Source organism: Ectothiorhodospira marina, from assembly GCF_900109495.1.
GTDB classification, from domain to species: domain Bacteria; phylum Pseudomonadota; class Gammaproteobacteria; order Ectothiorhodospirales; family Ectothiorhodospiraceae; genus Ectothiorhodospira; species Ectothiorhodospira marina.
In genome coordinates this window covers 39,696-65,648 of the sequence record NZ_FOAA01000005.1, presented here as the reverse complement: position 1 = coordinate 65,648, position 25,953 = coordinate 39,696, and the positions used below count along the sequence as shown (strand labels likewise).

Genomic DNA, 25,953 nt, shown 5'->3' with positions numbered 1-25,953 from the left:
GCCTGATCAGTGGGCAACCCATTTCAAAGTGGCAATCATTCAAGTCCCTGGAGGAGCACGCATGTCAGCAAGCGACGTACTCAACATGATCAAGGAAAACGACGTCAAATTCGTCGACTTCCGTTTCGTGGACAGCCGCGGCAAGGAGCAACACGTATCCGTCCCCGCCCACACCATCGACGAGGACGTCCTGGAAGGCGGCAAGATGTTCGACGGCTCCTCCATTTCCGGCTGGAAGGGCATCAACGAATCGGACATGATCCTCATGCCCGATACCGAAAGCGGCGTCATGGACCCCTTCTTCGACGAGCCCACCCTGAACCTGCGCTGCCAGGTGGTGGAACCCACCACCATGCAGGGCTATGATCGCTGCCCCCGCTCCCTGGCCCAGCGCGCCGAGGCCTACCTGGCCAGCACCGGCATTGCCGACGGCTGCATGTTTGGCCCGGAAAACGAATTCTTCGTCTTCGACGACATCAAGTGGGGCACCTCCATCCAGAACTGCTTCTTCCAGATCGACTCCGACGAGGCCAGCTGGAACTCGGAAAAGGTCTTTGAAGACGGCAACATCGGTCACCGCCCCACCGTGAAGGGCGGCTACTTCCCCGTGCCACCGGTGGATAGCCTGCAGGATCTGCGCTCTGCCATGTGCATGGTCCTGGAAGAAATGGGCCTGACCACCGAGGTGCACCACCACGAAGTGGCCACCGCCGGCCAGTGCGAAATCGGCGTCGGCGCCGCCTCGCTCACCCGCAAGGCTGACGAGGTGCTGATCCTCAAGTATGTGGTGCAGAACGTGGCCCACAACTACGGCAAGACCGCCACCTTCATGCCCAAGCCCCTGGTGGGCGACAACGGCAGCGGCATGCACGTGCACATGTCCCTGTCCAAGGACGGCCAGAACCTGTTCGCCGGCGACAAGTACGGCGGCCTCTCCGAGACGGCGCTGTACTATGTGGGTGGCATCATCAAGCACGCCCGCGCCCTGAATGCCTTCACCAACCCGTCCACCAACAGCTACAAGCGTCTGGTGCCCGGCTTCGAGGCCCCGGTCATGCTGGCCTACTCCGCCCGCAACCGTTCCGCTTCCATCCGCATTCCGTGGGTGTCCAGCCCGAAGGCCCGCCGCATCGAGGTGCGCTTCCCCGACTCCACCGCCAACCCCTACCTGGCCTTTGCCGCCCTGCTGATGGCCGGCCTGGACGGCATCCAGAACAAGATCCACCCGGGCGAAGCCATGGACAAGAACCTGTACGACCTGCCCCCGGAAGAGGAAAAGCAGATCCCGCAGGTGTGCGCTTCTCTGGAAGACGCCCTGGACGCCCTGGACAAGGATCGGGAGTTCCTGACCGCCGGCGGCGTGTTCACCGACGACGTGATCGATGCCTACATCGACCTGAAGATGGAAGAAGTGACCCGCATGCGCATGACCACCCACCCGGTGGAATTCGACCTGTACTACAGCCTGTAATCACCGGACCCGAGCGGTCATCGTGATTCAGCCAGAGGCCCCCGACAATGTCGGGGGCCTTTTTGCGTGTGCTTGCCCGCCACACCCCCCTGCGCTATGGTCAAGCCATGGACGCGCGCCTGATCATCCTGCCCCTGCTGTTCACCCTGGCCACGCCGACCCTGGCGGAGGTGTATCGCTGGACCGACGAACAGGGCAACACGGTCTTTGGCGACACCCCCCCCGATGGCGTGGACGCCACCCCCATCAACGTGCGCAGCCCCTCGGTGACGCCGGGCATGCCCGATGCCCGCGAGATCCTGGAGCGTCCCACCCCGCGAGAGGCGGCACAGGCACGAGAACAGGCAGGCGACCCGGGCTATACCGGCATCCGCATCGCCAGCCCCGGGAATGACGGTGTGGTGCGCACCAATCTGGGCGAGGTCAACGTATCCGTGCAGGTGGAACCCGAATTTCGGTCTGACCAGGGTCACCAGGTGCGCATCCTTCTGGATGGCCAGACCGCCGCCGAGGGCGAGTCCACCCAGCTTACCCTGGAGGGTGTCACTCCGGGCACCCATACCCTGCGGGCCCAGATTCTGGACAGCAACGATCGGACCTTGACGGAATCCGAAGACAGCACCTTCCATTTGCTGCGCACTACCGTGCAGCAGCCATCCCGACCCGGCGGCAACTGAACCGCCTTCCTCTCGCCGTGCTCGGGATCCGGGCCATGTCCTTGCGTTGCGTTGTCTGAGACCCGGTGAGGCGCCCCTCCCCCCCCGGCGCATTCGCCCCCCCACATGGCAGGCCCATCCTTATTGCACCATAATAGTGCAACGGCGCGTGTACCTTCGATCATCCACCCCCTGATCCTGATCCTTGGCCGCACCTCGAAGTGGCGCCACGCCTCGGTCCGGGGCCAGATGACGCCCGATCCCGGTGCATGCAGCCATGCTGGTTCGTTTCTTGCAGAAGGAAAAAGCATATGTCCCAGGATCACACACTGCACCGACATCTGCTGGAGAACCTGACCACCGCCCTGCTGGTGGCGGATGAGCACCTGCGGCTGGACTTCATGAATCCCGCTGCCGAAATGCTCATGGAGATCAGCCTCAACCGCGTGCGCGGACTGCCCATGCGCGACTTGTTCCGCGAGGACGAAACGCTGCTGGGCAGCCTCCAGCAATCACTTCACACGGGACACCCCTTCACCGAACGCGAACGTGTCCTGGCGCTGCATTTCGAGCGAGAGGTCACGGTGGACATCACCGTTTCTCCGATTTCCGAACCGGGCAGCCCACGACGCCTGCTGATCGAACTGGTGCAGGTGGATCGCCAACTGCGTATCACCCGAGAGGAACAACTCCTCAATCAGCAGTCCGCCTCCCGGGCCCTGCTCCGGGGCCTGGCCCATGAGATCAAAAACCCCCTGGGTGGCCTGCGCGGCGCCGCCCAGTTGCTTGAACGAGAACTGCCCGACCCGGAATTACAGGAGTACACCCGCATCATCATTGGCGAGGCCGACCGGCTGCAGAACCTGGTGAATCGCATGCTGGGGCCCAACAACCTGCCCCAGCGCCGCCGCCAGAACATCCACAAGGCCCTGGAGCATGTCCGCAACCTGGTGAGCGCGGAAGCCCTCGAAGGGGTGGAAATACGCACCGATTACGACCCGAGCATCCCCGACGTCAACGCCGATCAGGACATGCTGATTCAGTCCATCCTCAACATCGTACGCAATGCGGTGCAGGCCGTCGGTGAAGCAGGGGTGGTTCGACTGCGCAGCCGCGTGCTGCGCCAATACACCATAGGCCAGGTCCGGCACAAGCTGGTGGCCCTGATACAAGTGATCGACAACGGTCCCGGCATCAGCGAGGAGGTTCGCGAACGCATTTTCTTCCCCATGGTCTCGGGCCGCGACGGAGGCACGGGGCTGGGCCTGTCCATTGCCCAGTCCCTGATCAACCAGCACGGCGGGCTGATCGAATGCACTTCACGCCCCGGCCAGACCGTATTTTCCCTGCTGCTACCCGTGGAGCTGACGGATGAGTAATCGAGAGCATATCTGGGTCATTGATGACGATCGTTCGATCCGCTGGGTTCTGGAGCGCACCTTGAGCCGCGCCGGCATCGAGGTGACGTCCTTTGCCTCTGCCGCCGAGGCCCTGCAGGCCCTGGAACAGGACGTACCCGACGCACTGATGACCGATATTCGCATGCCCGGCATGGATGGTCTGGAGATGCTGGGGCGGCTGCAGCGGGATCACCCCGAGCTGCCGGTGATCATCATGACCGCTCATTCCGACCTGGAGAGCGCGGTCTCCGCCTATCAGGGCGGTGCCTTCGAATATCTGCCCAAGCCCTTCGACGTGGATGATGCCGTTTCCCTGGTGCATCGGGCCTGCCAACTGCGCCGGGAACGTGGGCGCGAAGCACCTCAGGACACGGAAAAAACGCCCGAGATCATTGGCGAGGCCCCGGCCATGCAGGAGGTATTTCGGGCCATTGGGCGTTTGTCCCGGTCCAATATCACCGTGCTGATCAACGGCGAATCCGGCACCGGCAAGGAACTGGTAGCACATGCCCTGCATCGCCACAGCCCCCGGGCCCACATGCCCTTCATCGCCCTGAACACTGCTGCCATCCCCAAGGATCTGCTGGAATCCGAGCTCTTCGGTCACGAGAAGGGCGCCTTCACCGGCGCCCAGAGTGCCCGGCGCGGTCGCTTCGAACAGGCCGATGGCGGCACCCTCTTCCTGGACGAGATCGGCGACATGCCGGCGGAATTGCAAACGCGTTTGCTACGCGTCCTGGCGGACGGCGAGTTCTATCGGGTCGGGGGGCATCTGCCGGTGAAGGTGGACGTACGCATCATCGCTGCCACGCACCAGAACCTGGAGTCCCGGGTGAAGGATGGCCTGTTCCGGGAGGATCTCTTTCATCGACTCAATGTGATCCGCATTCACGTGCCTTCCCTGCGGGAACGCCGCCAGGACATCCCCCTGCTGCTCAACCACTTCCTGGGACTGGCAGCAGCGGAGTTGAACGTGGAACGCAAGGCGCCACTACCAGAAGTGCAGGAATACCTGTCCACCCTGGATTGGCCGGGCAATGTGCGGCAACTGGAGAATCTGTGCCGCTGGCTGACCGTGATGGCCTCGGGGCGCGAGATCCACATGAATGACCTGCCCGCGGAACTGCATGAACGTTCTTCCAGCGGGGAGATCAGTGACTGGGAGGACGGCCTGGCTCAATGGGCCGAGCAGGAACTGGCGCGGGGGAACTCCGCGCTGCTGGAGCAGGCCACCCCGGCCTTCGAACGCATCATGATCCGCGCCGCCATGAAGAAGACCGGCGGACGCCGTCAGGACGCCGCCCGGCTGCTGGGCTGGGGGCGCAACACGTTGACGCGCAAGATCAATGAACTACACATGGATGAGGGACAGGACACCCCCTGAACCCGCGAACCCGCACAAGCCGGTCATGATCCCGGATACCTGTGGGATTCAGCCCTGTCTCACCCGCACGATCACATCCACGCCCTCTACCCGCACGCCCTCAGGCAGATCAGGCAACGCGCCGATATCCACGTGCTCCAGGGCCAGATCTTCCAGGTGGCCGGAGTCCATGTGGTACATGTGATGATGCGGCTCCAGGTTGGAGTCGTAAAACAGCTTGGCCGGGTCCACCACCACTTCGCGCACCAGGCCCTTTTCGGCAAACAGCCCGAGGGTGTTGTACACCGTGGCCTTGGACACCCGGTAGCGGCGTTCACTGGCGAGGGCCAGTAGCTGCTCGGCGGAGACATGCTGCGGCCTCTCGAACAATAGTTCAGCGATATCCAGGCGTTGCTGGGTCGGCGTAATGCCGTGATCCCTCAAGCGTTTGACGACAGCCTCTCGATCGGGCATGGCGAATGTGCTCCGCTGTGACTTATACCCCAGTATAACCCTCAACTAGACAAAGTCTAGTTCGCGTTATTTCGTCGAACAGGAAAATCTCCCCGGTCGATCCGGTAGGGCGATGGGTCACAGATGGGCGACTGCCCCATGATCAGGTCAGTGAGCAGGCGGCAGGCACCGATGCTCATGACCACACCATTGCGGTAATGGCCGGCGTTGACGAAAAGCCCCTCCACTTCAGGATGCGGGCCGATGTAGGGGATCCCCTGGGGCGAACCCGGGCGCAGTCCGGCCCAGTGTTTTTCGATGGGCAGGTCGGCCAGGGCCGGCACCAGACGGGCCGCCGCCGCGTGAAAGGTCTGAGCGGCCGCCTCGGTGGTGGACTTGTCGAAACCGACATTTTCCAGCGAACTGCCCGCCAGCACGTGACCATCGCGGCGCGGAATGATGTACTGGTCCTTATTCAACACCATGCGGCTGATCAGGCCCGGCGGGCCGCGGAACAGGATCATCTGGCCACGCACCGGCTCGATGGGGGGCGCCCCCAGGGACAGCAGCAGCCCCCCCGGTCCAGGCCCCGCCGGCCACCACGATACAATCGGTCATGGAATCACCCGCTGAGGGGAATGGGACAACGCCAGAAAACAGAGGGGAACTGGAGCGGGTGATGGGAATCGAACCCACGTCATCAGCTTGGGAAGCTGAGGTTCTACCATTGAACTACACCCGCACGACACCCATAGTGTATGCGGTTACACGGCGGTTCTCAACGGGGGATGGCGTGCCACCCCGAGAACAGCCGGATCGGTTAACATGACGGCCTTTTCCAACCCAGAACACGCTCATGATGGAACTCATAGTGAATGGCGCATCGCGCCAGGTGTCCGAGCAGTTCACTGCCGCCGACCTGGTGGAGGACCTGGGATTGACCGGACGCCGCCTTGCGGTGGAGGTCAACGGCGAGCTGCTGCCGCGCAGTCGGTTCAACCAACACCATTTCAATCCCGGCGACCGCGTGGAGATTGTCCAGGCCATCGGCGGCGGTTGACCCCCTCATTGACCAGAGATTGCATACGGTACCCCTCATGTCGAGCATAGCTACTGAAAACAATACGCCCCGGGAAGACACCCTGACCATCGGCGAAACCACCTACCGTTCGCGGCTCCTGGTGGGCACAGGCAAATATAAGGACCTGGATGAGACCCGAGACGCCATCGACGCCAGTGGCGCCGAGATCGTCACCGTGGCCATCCGGCGCACCAACATCGGGCAGAACCCGGGCGAGCCCAATCTGCTTGATGTGATTTCCCCGGACCGCTACACCATCCTGCCCAACACCGCCGGCTGCTACACCGCCGACGATGCCGTGCGTACCTGCCGGCTGGCCCGGGAACTGCTGGACGGTCACGACCTGGTCAAACTCGAAGTGCTGGGTGATGAAAGAACCCTTTACCCGGATGTGGTGCAGACCCTCAGCGCCGCCGAAACCCTGGTGGCCGATGGCTTCAAGGTGATGGTGTACACCAGCGACGACCCGATCCTGGCCAAGCGCCTGGAGGAGATTGGTTGCGTGGCGGTGATGCCCCTGGCCGCCCCCATTGGCTCGGGCCTGGGCATCCAGAACCGTTACAACGTAATGGAGATCGTGGAAAACGCTCAGGTGCCCATCCTGGTGGACGCCGGTGTGGGCACCGCCTCCGATGCGGCCATTGCCATGGAGCTGGGCTGCGACGGGGTCCTCATGAACACGGCCATCGCCGCCGCCCGAGACCCGGTGCTCATGGCCTCGGCCATGAAAAAGGCCATCGAGGCGGGCCGGGAGGCGTTCCTGGCGGGCCGGATGGCGAAAAAACGGTATGCTTCCGCCTCTTCGCCGCTGGAAGGGACGTTTTTCTAAAGCCTGGAGTGGAGAGCCCCTCTCCCCCTTGCGGGAGAGGGGCTCCGATTTCACTACCTCTTACAACCCGCGTTTGCCGCCGTTTCCCATGACAGCCACCCACTCACCGCCACACCATCGCCCCATTCGCAGCTTCGTGCGTCGGGAAGGACGCCTCACCGTGGGCCAGCAGCGGGCACTGGAGCTGCTGGGGCCCCGCTGGGGCCTGGAGTTCGCGCCCGAGCCCCTGAATCTGGAGGCCCTGTTCGGGCGCCGGGCGCCGGTGACCCTGGAAATCGGCTTCGGCAATGGCGAACCCCTGGCACAGATGGCCGCCCACGCTCCGGAGCGGGATTTCATTGGCGTGGAGGTACACCGCCCGGGGGTGGGGCACCTGTTGCAGCAAGTGGAGGATCGGGGACTCACCAATGTGCGTGTGGCCTGCCATGACGCCGTGGAGATGCTCAACCGGCAGATCCCGCCCGGAAGCCTGGATCGCATTCAGATCTATTTCCCCGACCCCTGGCCCAAGAAACGCCATCACAAGCGGCGTCTGGTGCAGCCAGCCTTTGTGGACCTGCTGGCCACCCGACTGCGTGAGGGTGGCATCCTGCATCTGGCCACCGACTGGGAAGACTACGCATGGCACATGCTTGAGGTGATGCAACAAGCAGAGGCTTTCACCAATCAGGCTGCCGATGGCGGTTTCAGCCCGCGCCCCACCTACCGCCCCCTGACCAAATTTGAACAACGAGGTCAGCGACTGGGACATAACGTCTGGGATCTGGTCCATGAACACACAAACCCACGCCCATAACCGTGCGAATTCGGCCAGCCTGGGGTCCGGCGGTCGACCTCTGCCTACCTGACGACCAGCACCGGACAGGGCGCGTTGCCCACCACGCGCCTGGAGACGCTGCCCATGAACAGGCGTTTCAGGGCGGTGTAGCCGTGGCTGCCCACCACTACAAGGTCAGCACCCCGGCTGCGGGCCACGTCCACGATCACTGCTTCCGGGCGCCCCTGCTCCACCATGCCGTCCAGTTCGATCCCCGCCGGCGTCAGCGCCGGCTTGAGCTTGTACAGCACCCGCTGCACCGCTTCGTTGGCCCGGGCACGTTGCTCGTCACTCCGCTCACCCAGGGTCGCGGAGAGCACCGTCAGGGGTAACCCGGTGGACAATGCCAGGCGCGCGGCGGTGGCGCAGGCTGCATCCGCATGGGCGGAGCCATCGGTGGCCACCAGGATGCGCCGTCGCATGGGCGCCGACCCCTGTGGCGCCACCAGAACACTGCACGGGGCGTGACCGATGATTCGGGCGGTGGAATCCCCGATCACCAGCCGTGCCAGATCGCTGCGATGGCGGCGTCCCACCACCACGCAGTCCACATCCTCCTGCTCAGCCTGCTGCACCACAAGGGTGCTTGCGTCCACACCGTGACGCGACATCACCCGGCAATCGACCCCCTGTTTTCGGGCCTGATCCGCGACTTGCTCAAGGAATTGCTCCACCTCCCTGGTTTCGGTCTCCATGCGCTGCGGGACCATGGATTCGTACTCGGGATTGGTGAGCACAACACGCAGCACCAGGAGTTCAGCACCGCACTGCCTGGCGAGGCATACAGCCTGGGCCTGGGCTCCCCGGCCTGCGTCCGAGCCGTCGGTCGCCAGCATGATTCGCTTGAACCCCCCGCTCAGCGAAAGATCGGTGTCCATGAGACGCACTCCACCCGTGGGTACGATTCGAGCATAGCCGAGGCAAGCCCCGTTCACATCCCCTTGCAGCTCGAGTCTTTCATTCTCGAGCAAAGATCTCTACACTTATATGCATTTGTAATATAGACATATAACCGTAACTCGGTCGAGCCCTCACTCAGGGCCTGCGGGGTTCAGTCATTTTGGGGCCATCACGGATCAATCGATGAATTATTGGCTGTATCGCCTGTTGCCTTTCCTGAACTGGTTCCCCATTTCCGGCAAGCAGTTGCGTGCGGACGTCGTGGCCGGAATCAGCGTCACCATGATCCTGGTGCCCCAGGGCATGGCTTACGCCACGCTGGCGGGTCTGCCCGTCATCTACGGCCTGTATGCCTCCGCGATCCCCGCCATCATCGGCTCGCTCTGGGGATCGTCGCGCTTTCTGCATACCGGCCCCGTCGCCATGATCTCACTGCTGTCGGCCGCCTCATTGGCGCCCTTCGCGGCCGCCGGCACTCAATATTTCATCGAACTGTCCATTCTGCTGGCACTGATGGTCGGCGTCATGCGGCTTTTGCTGGGAATCTTCCGGCTGGGCATCCTGATGAACTTCGTTTCCCAACCGGTCATCATCGGGTTCACCAACGCTGCCGCCCTGATCATCGGGCTCTCCCTGTTGAACACCTTCCTGTCGGTTCCCAAACCGGACAGCGGCACGTTTCTGGAGGATTTTTTCGGCGTGGTGGCACAGATTCCCCATGCCCACTGGCCCACCGTGGCCTTCGGCGTGGGAACGCTGGTGGCCCTGGTGGGCTTGCGGTACCTCATGCCACGGCTGCCGGGTGTGTTGGTGGTGGTGATCCTGGGCACACTGATCAGCGCCCTCATCGGCTTCGAGCGTAACGAAACGGTGGATATCGAACAGGTCCAGGGGGATCCCGTTGAGGGTATCTACCATGGACTCCTGGCGGCACGACAGGACCTCGACCGCGTGATTCAGACCCTGAACGAGGCCTCCGAGGCGCTGCAGTCCTCCGAAGACGCGGGAGTCCACCCACCGGAGCTGGCGGTGCGCGTGGCCACCCTGGAATCGGAAAAGAAGCGCTTGAGCAAGGCACGCAATGCGTTGCGACTGGAGGCCCATCGGCAGCAGCTCACACGCCGTGACCACCCCACACTGGGATCGGTGTTCCAGCCCAGGGAGGCGGGCGATGCGGGGCCCGTGTGGCGGTTATCCGGCTTCGAAGGGAATCGCCTGATCATGGCTTCCGGGGGGCAAGTGGTGGGCACCATACCCCAGGGCCTGCCCAGCATACAGGCCCCCGTATTGCACTGGGATGTCATGCCCGCACTCCTGCCCGCGGCCTTTGTCATGGCCCTGATCGGCTTCATGGAGGCCACGGCCATCTCACGGGCCCTGGCGGCTCGACGCCGTGAAAAGCTTAATCCCAATCAAGAATTGATCGGCCAGGGGCTGGCCAACATCGTGGGCAGCTTCTTCCAGTCTTTCTCGGTGAGCGGGTCATTTTCCCGCTCAGCCGTGGCTGCACGCTCCGGAGCCCAGACGGGGATGTTCGCGATCATCAGCGCCATCGGCGTGCTCATCACCATGCTCTACCTCACCCCATGGCTTTATCACCTTCCCCAGGCAGTTCTGGCGGCCATCGTCATGTCCGCCGTATTCGGCCTCGTGGATTTCCGAACGATGGCTCAGTACTGGAGCATCCGGCGTGCGGACGGTCTGGCCGGCTTCATCACCTTTGGGGTCACGCTGCTCATGGCACCGAATCTGGCCAATGGCGTGATCGTCGGGGCACTCATGGCCAATCTTGTATTCCTGGCGGGAACCGTTCGGCCTCGCTACGAAATACAGAGCTTGCGCTCGGATGGGACGCGCCCAGGGTCCATTCGTGATGATGCCGAAGGAGAGGATGAAGAGCCGGCTGCCGAGGACTTTGCAATATTGCGGTTTGATGCCTCGCTGGTCTTCATGAACACCGCGCATTTCGAGGATGCGGTGATGGATGCCCTCGCCCGCAACCCGAATGCACGCGCCCTGCTGGTTGTCGGCAACAGCCTGAACCGCATTGATGCCTCGGGCATCGACAAGATCCGTTCCCTGATCACTGATCTTCAGGCGGCCGACTGCACCCTCATGTTCAGCGGCCTCAAGCCGGGTGTTCTCAAGTACATGAAACGGGCCGGCCTGCTGGATGAGATCGGCGAGAAAAACATCTTTGGCTCCTACAGGGAAGCCCTGGAAACCCTGCAGCCCCATCGGAAACGCACCCCGTAAGCAGACGCCCGATGGTTGCCATGGTGTCGGCTCATGGTGTAGGTATAGGCGCCATCGCAGACAGTTCCAAGGATGGAATCCTAAAGAATACCCCATATGGTTCCTCGGCCCAGATGCGGGGGAGCCCATTATAAGTGCGCTAAAAAAACAGCCATCAAACCCAAAGAGGAGTCGAACCCATGTCCAGAAAACACCCGATTGTGGCCGTCACCGGTTCATCCGGCGCCGGAACCTCCACGGTCAAGAACGCCTTTGAGCATATCTTCCGCCGTGAACATATCAATCCGGTGATCATCGAGGGTGACAGCTTCCACCGCTACAACCGGGTGGAGATGAAGCAGGCCATGAAGGAGGCCGCCGCCCATGGCAACAATCACTTCAGTCACTTTGGCCCCGAGGCCAATCTGTTCGACAAACTCGAAGAGATGTTCAAGACCTACGGTGAGACCGGCGGTGGCAAGAAGCGCTACTACATCCACAACGAAGAAGAAGCGGACAACCACAATGGTCGGCTCGGCACCAGCCTCAAGGCCGGTGAATTCACGCCCTGGGAAGACATCCCCGACGGCACCGATCTCATGTTCTACGAGGGCTTGCACGGCCTGGTGACTGACGGCGATGTGAATGCCGCTCAGCATGTGGACCTGGGCATCGGCGTGGTCCCCATCGTCAACCTGGAATGGATCCAGAAAATCTTCCGCGACAATGCCGAGCGCGGCTACACGGCTGAGGCCATCGTCGACACCATGCTGCGCCGCATGCCCGACTACGTCCACTACATCACGCCGCAGTTCTCCAAGACGGACATCAACTTCCAGCGGGTCCCCACCGTGGATACCTCCAACCCCTTCATCGCCCGCGATATCCCCACGCCGGATGAGAGCCTGGTGGTGATCCGCTTCCGCGACCCCAAGAAATTCGGTGTGGATTTTCCCTACCTGCTGAACATGCTGCATGACTCCTTCATGTCGCGCCGCAACACCATCGTGGTGCCCGGTGGCAAGATGGGGCTGGCCATGGAGGTGATCCTGGCCCCCATCATCGCCAACATGCTGGAAAAGCGGCGCTGAGGTTTTGGGGGAGGGCCGCCCTGGCCAACTCCCCCTGTCCCATGGGAGACCACCTTCCCTGAGGGGACCTGTGGGAGTGGGCCTGCCCGCGAATGGGTCTGGCAGGGAGGTTGATCTTGGTGCTCTCCGCCTTTCGCGGCCGAGGGCCGCTCCCACGGGGGCTCCTGCGGGGGTTGTCTGGAGGGCTGGATTTATCCGGATGGGGGCTGGGTTGTATCCTGGCAGATTCAAGCATTGCGGGAGAACATCATGCAGACCAAGCCATTGGGACGTTCCGGCATCCAGGTGAGTACCCTGTGCCTGGGCACCATGACCTGGGGCGAACAGAACACCGAGGCCGAGGCCCACAGTCAGCTGGACATGGCGATGGAGAGGGGCATCAACTTCATCGACACGGCCGAGATGTACCCGGTCCCCCCCAAGGCCGAGACCCAGGGGCGCACAGAACGCTATCTGGGCACCTGGCTGGCCCGTCGCGGCCGGCGCGACGACCTGGTGATCGCCTCCAAGGCATCAGGCCCCAGCGAGAACTTCGGCCACATCCGTGGCGGCCCGCAACTGGACCGGCCCCACCTGGAACAGGCCCTGCACGACAGCCTGGAACGACTGCAGACGGACTACCTGGACCTGTACCAGATCCACTGGCCATCGCGCCCCACCAACTACTTCGGCCAGTTGGGCTATCGGCACCAGGACGACATCGGCGCCACACCCATTGCCGAAACCCTGGAGGTGCTGGCCGATTTCGTGCGTGCCGGCAAGGTGCGCAGCATCGGCATCTCCAACGAGACCCCCTGGGGGCTCATGGAGTACCTGCGCCTGGCGGAACAGGCCGACCTGCCCCGTATTGCCTCCATTCAGAACCCCTACAACCTGCTCAACCGCAGTTTCGAGGTGGGCCTGGCCGAGATGGCCATCCGCGAGGACGTGGGCCTGCTCGCCTATTCACCCATGGCCTTCGGTGCCTTGAGCGGCAAATACCTGGAAAACGCCCCGCCCGATGGGCGCATCACCCTGTACTCTCGTTTTGTGCGCTACTCCGGCGAAACCGGCGTGGCCGCCACCCGCGAATACGCGGACATCGCCCGGCGCCACGACCTGAGCCCGGCACAGATGTCCCTGGCCTTCGTGAACGCCCAGCCCTTTGTCACCAGCAACATCATTGGTGCCACCAAGCTATCCCAGCTGGAGGAGAATCTCGATAGTCTGGAGGTCACATTGAGTGAGGCGGTGCTGGAGGAGATCGAAGCCGTACACGAGAGATATCCCGTTCCGTGCCCCTGATTGAGCACGCCCACCCTCACCCCCTCTCCCGCCAGCCGGAGAGGGCAAGGAGAATCCCATGGCCAGAACCGAATCCCGAATGATCGACCTGGGCACTCGCGCCCCCGACTTCAACCTGCCCGACCCATCCACCGGCAAGACCGTTTCCCTGGATGACTTTCCCCAGGCCAAGGGCTATGTGATCGCCTTCATCTGCAACCACTGCCCCTTCGTACAACTCATCCGCCACGAATTCGCCCGTTTCGGTCGTGAATACACCGACAAGGGCCTGGCCGTGATCGCCATCAACGCCAACGACGCGGACAACTTCCCGGAAGACAGCCCTGAAAAGATGCAGGACGACGCCCGCCGCTTCGGCTACACCTTCCCCTACCTGTTCGACGAGACTCAGGAAGTGGCCAAGGCCTACGACGCCGCCTGCACCCCGGACTTCTACCTCTTCGATGCCGACCGCAAGCTGGTCTACCGCGGCCAGTTCGACGACTGCCGCCCCGGCAGCGACGTCGCCGTCACCGGCAAGGACCTGCGCGCCGCCGCCGACGCCCTTCTCCAGGGCAACCCCATCCCCCAGGACCAGAAACCCAGCCTGGGCTGCAACATCAAGTGGAAGGGGTAAGGGCGACACTCCCCCCACCCTCACCCCAACCCCTCTCCCGCCAGCGGGAGAGGGGCTTTGACCGCAGCCGCTGGGGCCCCGATAGTCAAACTTGCAAGCGAGCCCCCACGGCGCCCCTCCAACCGGAAGCCCCTCAGCGTCCCGATGTCCTCGGGGGCGGGTGCCCGGGAGCGGGTGTTCGCCGCAGGGATGCGGCGGTCAAGCCTACAAGGAGGAGTATTCACGGCGTCCCTCACACCGGAAGCCACCTCAGCGTCCCGATGCCAAACCCAGGCACCACAAAACCCAACTCAGTGCCCGATCAACGCATCCAGATGCACACACGCCGACCGCCCCAGGGCGGACAGGGCATACCCCCCCTCCAGGCAGGACACCAACCGCCCCTCCCCGTGACGCTTGGCCACCTCCTTCAACTCCCGTGTCACCCAGGCATAGTCATCCTCCACCAGGCGGAAATCCGCCATATCCTCCTCACGATGGCCGTCAAAGCCCGCCGAAATCATGATCAACTGCGGTTTGAAGGCCTCCAGCGCCGGCAACCAGTGACCCTTGACCGCATCCCGAAACTCCCTGCCCGTGACCCCCCGCGTCAACGGCACATTCACCAGATGCGGGGAATCCACCGCCTCGCCGGTATGCGGATAAAACGGATGCTGGAAGGTCGAGCAGAACAACACCCGCGGCTCGTCACGGAAAATATCCTCCGTACCGTTGCCATGATGGACATCGAAATCCACCACCGCCACACGCTCCAGACCATGCTGAGCCAGGGCATGGGCCGCCCCCACCGCGACATTATTGAAGATGCAGAACCCCATGGCCCGCGCCCGCTCCGCATGATGCCCCGGCGGGCGCACGCTGCAAAAGGCACTGCTGGCCTCTCCCGACATCACCAGATCCACCCCCAGGACCGCCGCACCCGCCGCCCGTCGGGCCGCCTGCAGGGTATGCTCCGTCATCACCGTATCCCCCTCGTCCAGACACACCATGTCGTCCGGGCCCGGCGAAGAGGACTCCACGTAATCCACGTAATCCGCGGTGTGTACCCGCAGCAACTGCTCACGGGTGACCAGCGGTGCGTCATAATGGCTCAAGAGAATACTGATCCCCGACGCCAGCATCCGATCGTCAATGGCGGACAGGCGTTCGGGCACCTCTGGATGGTGAACGGCCACCCGGTGCAAACTGCATTCATGATGCGTGATGAAGGCGATGGTCATGGGCACGACTCCTTGGGCTTTTTCCCATGGTAACGCGAAGCGCGAAAAGACGAGATAGGCTGAGACAATTTCGTCTGCTTGTGCCATTCGTCCCCAGGCGGTTTCGCCGCACCGCAGCATCACCCATACTATACTCAGAGAGAATCTCTACAGGGGCGATCAGCAGCACAACCATGGGACCACACTTCCTCAACCGAATTTTCGCGCCGCGCAGCATTGCCGTGATCGGCGCCACCGAACGGGACAACGCCTTGGGTAACCTGGTGTTCGCCAATTTGGTGGACGCCGGCTTCAAGGGTGAGCTGTACCCGGTGAACCCCAAGCACGAAAGCGTGCACGGACGCCGCTGCTATCCCGACGTGGAGGCCATTGGCCGGCCCGTGGAGATGGTCGTGGTGGCCACCCCCGCACGCACCGTGCCCAATGTCCTGCGCCACTGCGGCGAACACGGCGTACACGGGGCCGTGGTGCTCTCCGCCGGATTCAGTGAGTCCGGGCGGGCCGGTAAACGCCTAGAGGAGGAGATCATCGAGATCTCCCGGGAATATGACCTGCGCCTGATCGGACCCAACTGTCTCGGCGTGATGCGACCGGGGCGCGGCCTCAATGCCACCTTCAGCAAGAACAAGGCCCTGCCGGGGAATCTGGCCCTGGTATCCCAATCCGGCGCCATCTGCACCGCCATCCTGGATTGGGCCGAGAGCCAGGAGATCGGTTTTTCCGCCGTGGCCTCCATGGGCGACGCCTCCGATGTGGATTTTGGCGATGTGCTGGATTATCTGGCCCTGGATCGGGAGACCCGCAGCATCCTCCTCTACGTGGAGGGCATTCACAACGCCAGGCGCTTCATGAGTGGCCTGCGTGCTGCCGCGCGCATGAAGCCGGTCATCGTCATCAAGTCCGGTCGCCATGCGGAGGGCTCGCGGGCGGCCATGTCCCATACCGGCTCCCTGGTGGGCGCTGACGATGTCTTCGACGCCGCTTTGGAACGGGCCGGCGCCGTGCGTGCCATGACCATCCAGCAACTCTTCTCCGCGGCCCGCATCCTCTCCAGTGGCTATCGGGTGGAAGGCAACCGCCTGGCCATCATCACCAATGCCGGGGGGCCCGGCGTCATGGCCACTGACCGGGCGGTGGAACTGGATGTGAGCATGGCTCAGTTCAGTACCCAAACCATGGACAAGCTCAACAAGGCCCTGCCGGAGCAATGGTCTCACGGTAATCCCGTGGACATCCTGGGGGATGCGGATGCAGAGCGCTTCGAAAGTGCCATGACCGCATGTCTTGAGGACAGCGGCGTGGATGCCTCCATCATCATGCTGACACCTCAGGCCATGACCGATCCCCTGAGCGTGGCCGAAGTGACCACCCGAGTCGCCAAGAAGGTGAAAAAACCCGTGCTCGGATGCTGGATGGGTGATATCCAGGTGCGTGAAGGCCGTGACCATCTCACGCACGAGCGCCTGCCTCATTTCACCACCCCCGAGGCCTCGGTGGAGGGCTTTGCCTACCTGGCCTCCCACAAACGCAATCAACGCCTGCTGTTGCAGGTGCCCAGCCCCCTCACCGACCGCGGTCGCACCGACGTGCACGGCGCCCGACTGATCATCGAGGGGGCCCTCTCCGAGGGCCGCAAGCTGCTCAGCACCCTGGAATCCAAGGCGGTGCTGTCCGCGTTTCGCATTCCGGTCACCCAGACCATGCGGGCCAACACGGCGGGCGAGGCCCTGGTGGCCGCGGGCACCGTGGGCTATCCGGTGGCCATGAAGATCGACTCCCCCGACATCACCCACAAGTCCGACGTGCAGGGTGTGCGCCTGAACATCGCCAGCGCCGAATCCGTGCGCAACGCCTTCCAGACCATGGTGGACGACGCTCGACGGCTCAAGCCCGAGGCCCGTATCAATGGCGTGACCCTGGAGCGCATGCATCAGAGCACCTACGGCCGGGAACTCATGGTGGGCGTGCTCCGGGATCCGGTCTTCGGACCGGTCATCAGCTTCGGATCCGGCGGCACCTCGGTGGAGGTGATCAAGGACCGGGCCGTGGCCCTGCCGCCCCTCAACGAGGTGATCATCGAAGGCATGATCGCGCGGACCAAGGTGGCCAAGCTCCTCAAGGAATTCCGCAACATGCCCGCGGTGGATGCCCAGGCCCTGGAACAGGTACTGCTGCGGGTGTCTGAGATGGTCTGCGAGCTTCCGGAGATCCAGGAAATGGACATCAACCCCCTGATCGCCGATGAACGCGGCCTGGCGGCGGTGGATGCCCGCATCACCGTGAACTTCCCGCCGGTGATGCCGGATCGCTATGCCCACATGGCCATCCATCCCTACCCTGCCCACCTGGTCAATCAATGGCAGTTGCCCGATGGCACCAACCTGACCATCCGGCCAATCCGGCCCGAGGATGCCAAGATCGAACAGGACTTCGTGCGCACCCTCTCGGCGGAATCCCGGTATTACCGCTTCATGCAGGCAGTGCATGAGCTCACCCCGCAAATGCTGGTGCGGTTCACCCAGATCGATTACGACCGGGAAATGGCCCTGGTCGCCGTTCAGGAGCGCCCGGATGGCTCCGAGCTGCAGGTGGCGGTGGCCCGTTACACCGCCAACCCGGACCAGCAGAGTTGTGAGTTCGCACTGGCAGTGGCCGACGAGTGGCAGGGCCGGGGCGTGGGTTCACACCTGATGAACGAGCTCATGGATGTGGCCCGCACCCGCGGCCTGCGTACCATGGAGGGGGACGTGCTTGCCCAGAACACCAACATGATGGCCCTGATGCATCGCCTCGGCTTCAGCTCCCGCAACAGTCGGGAGGACGAGGGCATCAAGCTGGTGAGCAAGCGATTGTAGGGGGCGGTGCCCGCCGGCTCCCCTCATCCCCGACCCTTCTCCCCCGAGGGGAGAAGGGAGAGCCACCCCTCTGGGGGGAGGAAGTCATTGCCCCTCTCCCCCCCGGGGAGAGGGGAGATCCACCCCTCTGGGGGAGGAAGTTATTGCCCCTCTCCCCCCCGGGGAGAGGGGAGATCCACCCCTCTGGGGGGAGGAAGTTATTGCCCCTCTCCCCCCCGGGGAGAGGGGTTGGGGTGAGGGTGGAGGACCCCGAACAGCACCGCATAAAACAGCGGCACCGCCAACAACGTCAGCAACGATGCCAGCGCCAACCCGAACATGATGGCAATGGCCATGGGCGCCCAGAAGGGCCCGGACAAGGCCAATGGCAACATCCCCAGCACCGTGGTGGCAGCCGCCAGCATCACCGGCCGCACGCGACTCACCGCCGCCTCCAGCAGGGCCTCGTGGGCCTCTTCGCCGCGCTCCATTTCCAGATCCACCTGCTCCACCATGACAATGGCGTTCTTGATGATCATGCCGGACAGACTCATCACCCCCAGCAGCGCCATGAAGCCGAAGGGCTGCTTGAACAGCAACAACCCCGCGCTCACCCCGACCACCCCCAGGGGCACCGTGAGCAGAATGATCAGTGAGCGGCGGTAACTATTGAACTGCGCCATCAACACCAGGGCCATCAGGCCCAATACCACCGGCACGGGTTGCAGCACGCCCCGCTGGGCTTCCTGGGATTTCACCGGCTCACCGTCCCAGTCGAGCCGGTAGCCGGGCGGCAGATCCAGGTCCTGAACCCGCTGCTGAAGATCACGGAGCACCTCATGGGCAATGAAGCCAGGCATGAGATCCATCTGCAGGGTCACGCTGCGTTCTCGGTCCATACGCCAGATGGAGGCGTCCTCCCACACCACTGACACCTCGGCCACCTGCAACAGCGGTACCGGACGATGGCCTTGCTCAGGCCAGATCACCATGGTCTCCACCTGCGTGGGATCCGTACGATCTTCCAGGGGGAAGCGCCACTTGATGGGGATGCGTTTATCGTCTTCGAGGTAAACACCAATGGGCTGACCAGCGAAGGCAGTGGCCAGTGCCTCGGCGATGGCGGCACTGGACACATTGGCCCGGCGTGCCCGCTCCTGATCCACATCCACCTGGATCTGCGGCGTCTTGTTGCGCCAGTCCAGGCGCACATGATCCAGACGGGGATCCCCTGCCAGCATGTCCCGCCCCTGCTCGGCCAAGGCCCGCAAGGTGTCACGTTCCGGCCCAATGATGCGCATCTCGATGGGATATCGCACCGGATCCCCCAACTGCATGGGCCGCACTCGAGGCTCGGCATCCGGGAAACGCTGATCCATGAACCCCCGAGTGGCTGCCATCATGCCATCCAGGTCATCCACGGCCTTCAGATTCACCAGGATCTGCCCGAAGGACGCATTGGGATGTTCGGGCAGCATGGGCAGATAGAAGCGCGGTGCTCCCTCGCCAATGAAGGCGGTGGCGGACTCCACCTCGTCCTGCCCCTGCAGCCAGTCCTCGATCACGGCCATGTCCTCGGCCGTCTGACGGATACGGCTGCCCTCCGGCAGCCAGTAATCCACCATGAACTGGGCCCGCTGCGCGGGAGGGAAGAAGATCTGCGGCACCAGCATGAAGCCGATCAGGGAGAGCACCAGCAGCCCGGCAATCCCCCCCAGACTGGCACGGCGCCAGTGGAGCACCCCCCCCAGCAGGCGGCGGAAACCACGGTACAGGCGTCCCCCGTAGGGATCACTGCCTGCGCTGCCCTCGGCCGGGGCCTTGAGCCAGCGATGACACATCACCGGCGTGACGGTGATGGCCAGTACCCAGCTGAGCAACAGGGAAAAACCCACCACCCAGAACAGAGAGCGGGTGAACTCCCCGGTTGCCGTGTCGGTGAGGGCGATGGGCGAAAAGGCCAGCACGGCGATCAGGGTGGCCGACAGCAAAGGCCAGGCGGTTTCACCCACCGCCTCCCGGGCTGCGCGTGCGCGGTCCAGCCCCCGCTGCATCTTCACGACGGTAAGCTCAGCCACCACGATGGCATTATCCACCATCATGCCCAGCACGATCACCAGGGCCCCCAGAGAGACCCGATGCAGGTCAATCCCCGTGACCCACATGGCGATGAAGGTGGCCAGAATGGTAAAGGGCACCCCAGACCCCACGATCAGGCCCGTGCGCAGACCCAGGGCAATGAGCAGCACCGCGATGACGATGACCACCGCCGTGACCAGGTTGATCATGAACTCGCTCACTGCCGCCTGCACCTCGCGAGGCTGGTTGGCAATGATGCCGAAGGACATCCCCACGGGCAGGGTGGGTTCGATCCGTGACAGCTGCTTGTTGATCCGATCCCCCAACTCCACCACGTTCACTCCCTGGGAGGGGACGATGCCAATGGCCAGGGCGTCCTGCCCCCCATGGCGAAGCAGCGCCTGGGGTGGATCCGCAAACCCCCGGCGCACCTCGGCAAAATCACGCAGATACACCAGGTTGCCGGTCACCGGGCTGCGGATGGAGAGGCTGCGAATTTCCTCCAGGGACTCGAACACGCCACTGGCAAAGATGCGCACCTGCCGGGGCCCCATCTCCACAAAACCCGCTGGCTCCACCACATTCTGACGGTTCAGGGCCTGGACCACCTGGTGCGGGGTGAGGCCCATCTCGGCCACCTTCTCCCGGGAGGTCTCGACGAACACCCGCTCCCCCTGCTGCCCGAAGAGTTCCACCTTGGCCACGCCGGGTACCCGCAGCAATTCGCGGCGCACGTTATCCGTCACCCGATCCAGCACATCATAGCCATAGCCCTCGCCGGTAAGGGCAATCAACAGGGCGTACACATCACCATAGTCGTCGTCCACAATGGGCCCGCGCACCCCATCGGGGAGCTCGCGGGCGGCTTCGTTCACCTTGTGGCGCAGTTCATCCCAGATCTGTCGCAACTTCTCCGGATCATGATGCTCCTGGATGTCCACAAAGATCACTGACACCCCATCCCGACTGTGGGACTGCACCTGGTCCAGCTCGCCCAGTTGCTGAATCTTGAGCTCGATGTGCTCCGTCACCTCCTGCTCCACGCGCACGGCCCGGGCGCCCGGGTATTCCGTGTAAACCACCGCTGTGCGCACAGTGAATTCCGGGTCCTCAAGCTGACCCAGCTGGGTGTAGGCGAAGCCCCCCACGAATACGATCAGGGCCACCAGAAAGCCCATCATACGGCCCCGCTGGATGGCCCAGACAGCGGCGTTCATCGGCGTGCACCTCGCATCTCGTCCTCGGTGAGCACGCGTACCTTCTGACCCTCGCGCAGGTGCTGCACACCCGCGGTCACCACCTGCTGACCCGCATGCAGGTCACCCTGGACGCGCGCGCCATCCCGCTCCAGCGGCCCCAGGCTCACCGGGCGGCGCGTCGCCGTTTCGCCGGCCTCGTCCAGCACCCAGACATGGGGCTGGCCATCGTGGTCGAATATCGCCGTCATGGGCACCCGGAAATAACCCTGCTCGCCCGCCGCATCCAGGTCGGCCCGGAAATCCAGGCGGGCGGTCATTCCGGGCAAGATGCGTTGGTCCGGGTTGTCCACCACGATACGCACCGGATAGGTCTGGGTATCTTCGTCCACGTCCACACCCACGGCCTGCACCCGGCCCGGATACTGGCGGCCCAGTGCAGCGAAATGCACCTTCACGCCGGTGAGTTGATCGCGGTGCACCACCAGGGTCTCGGGCATCCCGACCCGCAGTTCGATCTCGTCCAGGCGGTCCAGGACAAAGACCACGCGCTCCGGGCTGACCTGTTCGTGGGGTTCGATGTTGCGGCGGGCCACATGGGCGTCGAAGGGGGCCCGCAGCACCGTGTCGTCCAGCGCGGCACGGGCAGTGGCCAAACCCTCGCGGGTGGCATCCCGTTGCCCCTGGGCCTGGCGGAAGGCCGATCGCAAACTATCGAAATCGGCGCGGCTGATGGTGCCGTCCTGCACCAGCGTCTGCCCGCGTCGGTAATTCACCTCAGCTTCTTGCAGCTGCCCTTCGGCGGCCTCCAGTTGGCCCTCCAGTTCGCGCACCTTGAGACGGTAGTCCCGGTCATCCATCCGCGCCAGCACGTCGCCCTCGATCACCCGGTCCCCCAGGTCCGCCTGCACCGATGCCACCTGCCCGGACACACGAAAGGCCAGAGCCGTATGTTCAGCGGCCTCGGCCCGAGCGCTGAAGGTACGGGAGGCCATATCCTCGGAAGATTGCAGGGTGAGGGTCAGCACCGGGCGCTCGGGCGCTGCCTCTTGCATCTCGGGAGGTTGCTCGCAGGCGCCAAGCACCAGGGAGGCGGTCAGCAGCAGGGCCGGGAGTCGTCGGGCATTCCTGGGACGCATGGTACGTTTTGGCATAAGTCGTATCCTTTCTTGCTGCGTCACAGTGTAACCAGGCATCGTGACACAACACCATCCATGTGGCTGCATGATCTTCGCGGTCGGCGCCCCTCACGGGATCTTATGGTGATCGATCCAGTGAGGGATAACATTTTATGGGTTCATATGATAATTCTCACTGACGGATTCATCAGAAAGCGCTAATGTAGGAGCCATGAAAATGAATCGCTCCATGATGACACTCTGGCTGATCCCACTGCTCCTGACGGTGGGCCTGACAGGCTCCGGTTGCCGCCACGACCAGGGAGCCTCACTGCCTGACCGCACCCTGATCGTTCATGTCCAGAACCGCACTTCGGAGACCATTCCCAAGGTGGAAATCGGTTATGCCAACGTGGACACCCAGCAGACCACCACGATCCTCCAACTGGCGCCGGACAAGACCCGCACCATCACCCTGAACCATGAACCCGGCCTGGGCTACAGCGTGGAGGCCCATCTGGCGGATGGCAATGTTCTGGAAATCTGCGGCGGACGGCACCCGGAGAGTCGGGTGATGCGCGAGGTCATCACTCAGGAATCCATCCTGTCGGGGATCGGCAAGCCTTGAGCACCCGGCCGGCACAGCGGATAGCACGTCACCAGCCCGACAATTCATCAACCTCGGACAGGCTGGCGGGCCGTTCGCGAACGGCCCCTACCCATATCTTTCGCATATTCCACTGAAGCAGTCATGGAGAAAGAACTCAAGCCCTTGTAGGGGCGCTTCGGGAAGCGCCCGGCCGGCGCCCCCAATACCCCCGCAACACCCCGACAGGCCATCGAACATAGACGGGCTTGCGGGAGAGGGCTAGGGGGTGAGGGTGATCCTTGAATACCAGGGACTACCGCTGAAGATCCACCAGGATCCGCCCGTACACATCTCCCGCCAGCATCCGCTTGCTGGCTGACTCCAGCTCCCCCAGCCCGATCTCCTCGGTGGCGATGTCATCCAGGTGGGGAATGGACCAGTCGGTGGCCAGACGGGTCCAGATGGCGGCGCGGCGTTCCGTGGGATAGTTGCTGGAACTCACCCCCAGAAGGGAGACCCCCCGCAGGATGAAGGGCATCACCGTGGTGCGTAGTTCCGCGCCACCCGCCAGCCCGATGGTGACGATATTGCCCCACTCGTCCACCGTGCGGGTGAGCCAGCACAGGATCTCACCACCAACAGTGTCCACCGCGCCCGCCCAGCGGGCCGTCTCCAACGGGCGCCAGCCCTGGGAGAGACCGCGACGATCCATGACCTTGACGGCGCCCAGGGACTTGAGCCACTCCTGCTGGCGGGTCTTGCCGGACAGGGCCACCACTTCGTAGCCCTGGGACGCCAGCAGACTCACGGTAAGGGAGCCCACGCCGCCGCTGGCCCCCGTGACCAGGATCGGACCCATGCCCGGGTCCTGATCGTTGGCTTGCAGGCGCTGCAAGGCCAGGGCCGCGGTGAACCCGGCGGTGCCCAGGATCATGGATTGCCTGAGGTCCAGCCCCTTGGGCACGGGCACCACCCAGTCGGCGGGCACGCGGATGCGCCCGGCAAAGCCGCCATGGTGGATCTCGCCCAGCCCGCAACCGGTGACCAGCACGGGATCTCCGGCCTTGAAGCCGCTGTCCTCGGCTGCGCAGACCACCTCGCCCGCGGCGTCGATGCCCCCGACGATGGGTGAGCGCCGCAGCACCCGCCCACTGCCGGTGATGCCCAGGGCGTCCTTGTAGTTGAGCGAGGAATAACGAACCGCCACCTCCACGGCCCCATCCATCAGTTCCGAGGGCTCCATCTCCGCGAGACTGACACGACGGGAGCCAAGCACCTCGTCACGAATCAAAAGGGCTGGAAAGGTGGAGGTCATAGGCCCTAGAACCGGTAGCGCACGGCGGCGGCGAGGATGTGGACGTCGCCTTGGGTGGTGCCGGTGAGGTCGACAGTAGAATCAATAGGCAAATCACCCTGAGGGCTTGGAACCCTGACGCCCTCGAAAAAGCCCCTGCTCAAATTCAGCGATTCTTTGGAGATATCGATGTAGGTATAGGCCACGTCAAAGCCCCAGTTCGGCCCCTGCTCATAACTCGCCCCAATGGAGTACCACGTACGATCACCATCCGGTGTGCGGGTGGTACGGTAACCGTCCTGCGTGGGCGTGCGGTCATACTGTACGCAGTGTCCAGCGATCATCCAGTTGGTACTCGGTACCCACGGCCAGCGCCCAGCTGTCCTTGTAGTTCTGCTCGGTCGGGCTATCAGGATCACCATTATCGAAGCGGACCCGGATTTCGTCAAAGTTGGACCATTGGAACCACTTGTACTGGGCCATCAGTGTCCAGCGATCATTCATTTCCTGTCGCAAGCCCAGGGCCACCATATCCGGCAAATGCAGATCAGCACGACCATCCAGCTGGGTCTCGGCACCCCCTAAGCCCGCAGGCGCGATCCCACCGGCCTTGCCGTCCAAAGTATGCTTGATACCCTGCCGGTAATGGAGCCCCAGGCGGGTTGTGTCGCTCGCCTGCCACATAAGGCCCAGATTGAACCCATAGTCCCAGCTATCGGCATCCAGCACCTGTTCACCATCGGTTGCGACCGTTGGGCCACCCGGCACCGTGGGATCCGGGATCGCATTCTTCAGGGTCGCATCCGCATACTGGATATCGATCCCCCCTCCCAGGGCCAGGCGGTCCGTGAGCCGGTAGGCCACGCTTGGCTGCAGATTGATCACTGCCAACTCGGTCTCGGTGGAGTCGTAGCGGGCGAAGAAGTCGTCGTCGTAGTGATTGGCCAGGCCAAACGGAGCAGTCAGGCCAAACCCGAACCAGGTACGGTCGTCATGCTGATGGGAGATGAAGAGGTTGGGTACCGGGGTCGGATCGTAAGGATTGCCACCAGAACCCCCGAGCCCGGAAACCGGATTTCCCAACGTACCTGGCGTTGTGACTGTTGACCCTCCATCACTCACATCCGCCTTCGGCATCAGCAAATGCACCGCTGCCTGTACCTCGGTGCCGGGCAGGAACACCATCCCCGCCGGATTGAAGAAGATGGTGCTGGCATCCTGGGCCACCGCCGCCTCGCCGGCGAAGGCGCGGCCCAGGCCGCTGACGCTCTGTTCCTGAATATAGAAGCCGGCCGCCTTCACCGGTGACTGCCACAGGGTGGCCCCGGACAGGGCGACAGCGCCGGCCACGGCGCAGGACAGGGCGTTGCGGGACTGGATGAATAGCATGTTTCCCCCTTGGGTGATTTCTTTTGGTTTTATCCGTT

Annotated in this window: 20 protein-coding genes, 1 tRNA gene and 1 pseudogene; 13 read left to right on the top strand and 9 right to left on the bottom strand. The window is 63.4% G+C overall.

Annotation, left to right across the window (positions count from 1 at the left end; all coding sequences use genetic code 11):
• Positions 1 to 61 precede the first annotated feature (61 nt).
• The 4 genes from glnA (at position 62) to ntrC (ending at position 4,911) form a co-directional block, all read left to right on the top strand.
• Positions 62 to 1,471 carry a glutamate--ammonia ligase gene (glnA, locus tag BMY52_RS06070; protein WP_090252208.1) on the top strand — a complete coding sequence of 470 codons (1,410 nt, stop codon included), beginning with the start codon at positions 62 to 64 and terminating at the stop codon, positions 1,469 to 1,471.
• 47 nt (positions 1,472 to 1,518) lie between these two features.
• Positions 1,519 to 2,148, top strand: coding sequence for a DUF4124 domain-containing protein (locus BMY52_RS06065; RefSeq protein WP_090252206.1), 630 nt, complete (start codon positions 1,519 to 1,521; stop codon positions 2,146 to 2,148).
• A gap of 290 nt (positions 2,149 to 2,438) precedes the next feature.
• Positions 2,439 to 3,506, top strand: a complete 1,068-nt coding sequence (gene glnL / locus BMY52_RS06060; protein ID WP_090252203.1) for a nitrogen regulation protein NR(II) — start codon at positions 2,439 to 2,441, stop codon at positions 3,504 to 3,506.
• On the top strand, positions 3,499 to 4,911 hold the full coding sequence (gene ntrC / locus BMY52_RS06055; protein WP_090252201.1) for a nitrogen regulation protein NR(I): 1,413 nt from the start codon (positions 3,499 to 3,501) through the stop codon (positions 4,909 to 4,911). The genes glnL and ntrC overlap by 8 nt, the downstream gene beginning before the upstream one ends.
• A 48-nt stretch (positions 4,912 to 4,959) precedes the next feature.
• Here ntrC and BMY52_RS06050 read toward each other — a convergent pair whose 3' ends face one another.
• The 3 genes from BMY52_RS06050 to BMY52_RS06040 all read right to left on the bottom strand — a co-directional run bounded on the left by BMY52_RS06050 (position 4,960) and on the right by BMY52_RS06040 (position 6,085).
• Positions 4,960 to 5,364, bottom strand: a complete 405-nt coding sequence (locus BMY52_RS06050; protein ID WP_090252198.1) for a Fur family transcriptional regulator — start codon at positions 5,362 to 5,364, stop codon at positions 4,960 to 4,962.
• Positions 5,365 to 5,420: 56 nt separating this feature from the next.
• A complete protein-coding gene (locus BMY52_RS06045; RefSeq protein WP_245740649.1) occupies positions 5,421 to 5,879 on the bottom strand; it encodes an NAD(P)/FAD-dependent oxidoreductase in 459 nt (152 codons plus the stop codon).
• A 132-nt stretch (positions 5,880 to 6,011) separates the two neighbouring features.
• A tRNA-Gly gene (locus tag BMY52_RS06040) sits at positions 6,012 to 6,085 on the bottom strand.
• Positions 6,086 to 6,202: 117 nt separating this feature from the next.
• Here BMY52_RS06040 and thiS point away from each other — a divergent pair.
• From thiS to trmB, 3 genes are all read left to right on the top strand, one after another.
• Positions 6,203 to 6,403, top strand: coding sequence for a sulfur carrier protein ThiS (thiS, locus tag BMY52_RS06035; protein WP_090252526.1), 201 nt, complete (start codon positions 6,203 to 6,205; stop codon positions 6,401 to 6,403).
• A 37-nt stretch (positions 6,404 to 6,440) separates the two neighbouring features.
• Complete coding sequence (locus BMY52_RS06030; protein WP_245740647.1) at positions 6,441 to 7,253, top strand: thiazole synthase; 813 nt, start codon at positions 6,441 to 6,443, stop codon at positions 7,251 to 7,253.
• Between the two features lie 88 nt (positions 7,254 to 7,341).
• Complete coding sequence (trmB, locus tag BMY52_RS06025; protein ID WP_090252521.1) at positions 7,342 to 8,049, top strand: tRNA (guanosine(46)-N7)-methyltransferase TrmB; 708 nt, start codon at positions 7,342 to 7,344, stop codon at positions 8,047 to 8,049.
• 44 nt (positions 8,050 to 8,093) lie between these two features.
• Here the strand turns inward: trmB and BMY52_RS06020 are convergent, their stop codons facing one another.
• Positions 8,094 to 8,948 carry a universal stress protein gene (locus BMY52_RS06020; RefSeq protein WP_090252197.1) on the bottom strand — a complete coding sequence of 285 codons (855 nt, stop codon included), beginning with the start codon at positions 8,946 to 8,948 and terminating at the stop codon, positions 8,094 to 8,096.
• 205 nt (positions 8,949 to 9,153) lie between these two features.
• On the opposite strand from BMY52_RS06020, the gene BMY52_RS06015 reads away from it, so the two are divergent.
• The 4 genes from BMY52_RS06015 (at position 9,154) to BMY52_RS06000 (ending at position 14,196) form a co-directional block, all read left to right on the top strand.
• Complete coding sequence (locus BMY52_RS06015; protein ID WP_090252194.1) at positions 9,154 to 11,226, top strand: SulP family inorganic anion transporter; 2,073 nt, start codon at positions 9,154 to 9,156, stop codon at positions 11,224 to 11,226.
• A gap of 179 nt (positions 11,227 to 11,405) precedes the next feature.
• A complete protein-coding gene (locus BMY52_RS06010; RefSeq protein ID WP_090252191.1) occupies positions 11,406 to 12,296 on the top strand; it encodes a phosphoribulokinase in 891 nt (296 codons plus the stop codon).
• Between the two features lie 249 nt (positions 12,297 to 12,545).
• A complete protein-coding gene (locus BMY52_RS06005) occupies positions 12,546 to 13,580 on the top strand; it encodes an NADP(H)-dependent aldo-keto reductase (protein WP_090252520.1) in 1,035 nt (344 codons plus the stop codon).
• 58 nt (positions 13,581 to 13,638) lie between these two features.
• Positions 13,639 to 14,196, top strand: coding sequence for a thioredoxin family protein (locus BMY52_RS06000; RefSeq protein WP_090252189.1), 558 nt, complete (start codon positions 13,639 to 13,641; stop codon positions 14,194 to 14,196).
• Positions 14,197 to 14,486: 290 nt separating this feature from the next.
• Here the strand turns inward: BMY52_RS06000 and BMY52_RS05995 are convergent, their stop codons facing one another.
• Positions 14,487 to 15,416 (bottom strand): histone deacetylase family protein, encoded by a 930-nt coding sequence (locus BMY52_RS05995; protein WP_090252186.1) that lies wholly within the window; start codon positions 15,414 to 15,416, stop codon positions 14,487 to 14,489.
• Positions 15,417 to 15,589: 173 nt separating this feature from the next.
• Here BMY52_RS05995 and BMY52_RS05990 point away from each other — a divergent pair, with 173 nt between their 5' ends.
• On the top strand, positions 15,590 to 18,271 hold the full coding sequence (locus BMY52_RS05990; RefSeq protein ID WP_090252184.1) for a bifunctional acetate--CoA ligase family protein/GNAT family N-acetyltransferase: 2,682 nt from the start codon (positions 15,590 to 15,592) through the stop codon (positions 18,269 to 18,271).
• A 197-nt stretch (positions 18,272 to 18,468) separates the two neighbouring features.
• On the opposite strand, the gene BMY52_RS05985 is transcribed toward BMY52_RS05990, so the two are convergent.
• Positions 18,469 to 21,546 (bottom strand): efflux RND transporter permease subunit, encoded by a 3,078-nt coding sequence (locus BMY52_RS05985; protein ID WP_090252182.1) that lies wholly within the window; start codon positions 21,544 to 21,546, stop codon positions 18,469 to 18,471.
• Positions 21,543 to 22,679: an efflux RND transporter periplasmic adaptor subunit gene (locus tag BMY52_RS05980; protein WP_177169865.1), complete on the bottom strand. Its 1,137-nt coding sequence runs from the start codon at positions 22,677 to 22,679 to the stop codon at positions 21,543 to 21,545. Before BMY52_RS05980 ends, BMY52_RS05985 begins: the two co-directional genes overlap by 4 nt.
• Positions 22,680 to 22,881: 202 nt before the next feature.
• On the opposite strand from BMY52_RS05980, the gene BMY52_RS05975 reads away from it, so the two are divergent.
• Positions 22,882 to 23,271, top strand: coding sequence for a hypothetical protein (locus tag BMY52_RS05975; RefSeq protein ID WP_090252177.1), 390 nt, complete (start codon positions 22,882 to 22,884; stop codon positions 23,269 to 23,271).
• Between the two features lie 274 nt (positions 23,272 to 23,545).
• Here the strand turns inward: BMY52_RS05975 and BMY52_RS05970 are convergent, their stop codons facing one another.
• Positions 23,546 to 24,547: an acrylyl-CoA reductase family protein gene (locus tag BMY52_RS05970; RefSeq protein ID WP_090252174.1), complete on the bottom strand. Its 1,002-nt coding sequence runs from the start codon at positions 24,545 to 24,547 to the stop codon at positions 23,546 to 23,548.
• A gap of 5 nt (positions 24,548 to 24,552) precedes the next feature.
• Positions 24,553 to 25,915: pseudogene (locus tag BMY52_RS05965) on the bottom strand (OmpP1/FadL family transporter).
• Positions 25,916 to 25,953: the final 38 nt, after the last annotated feature.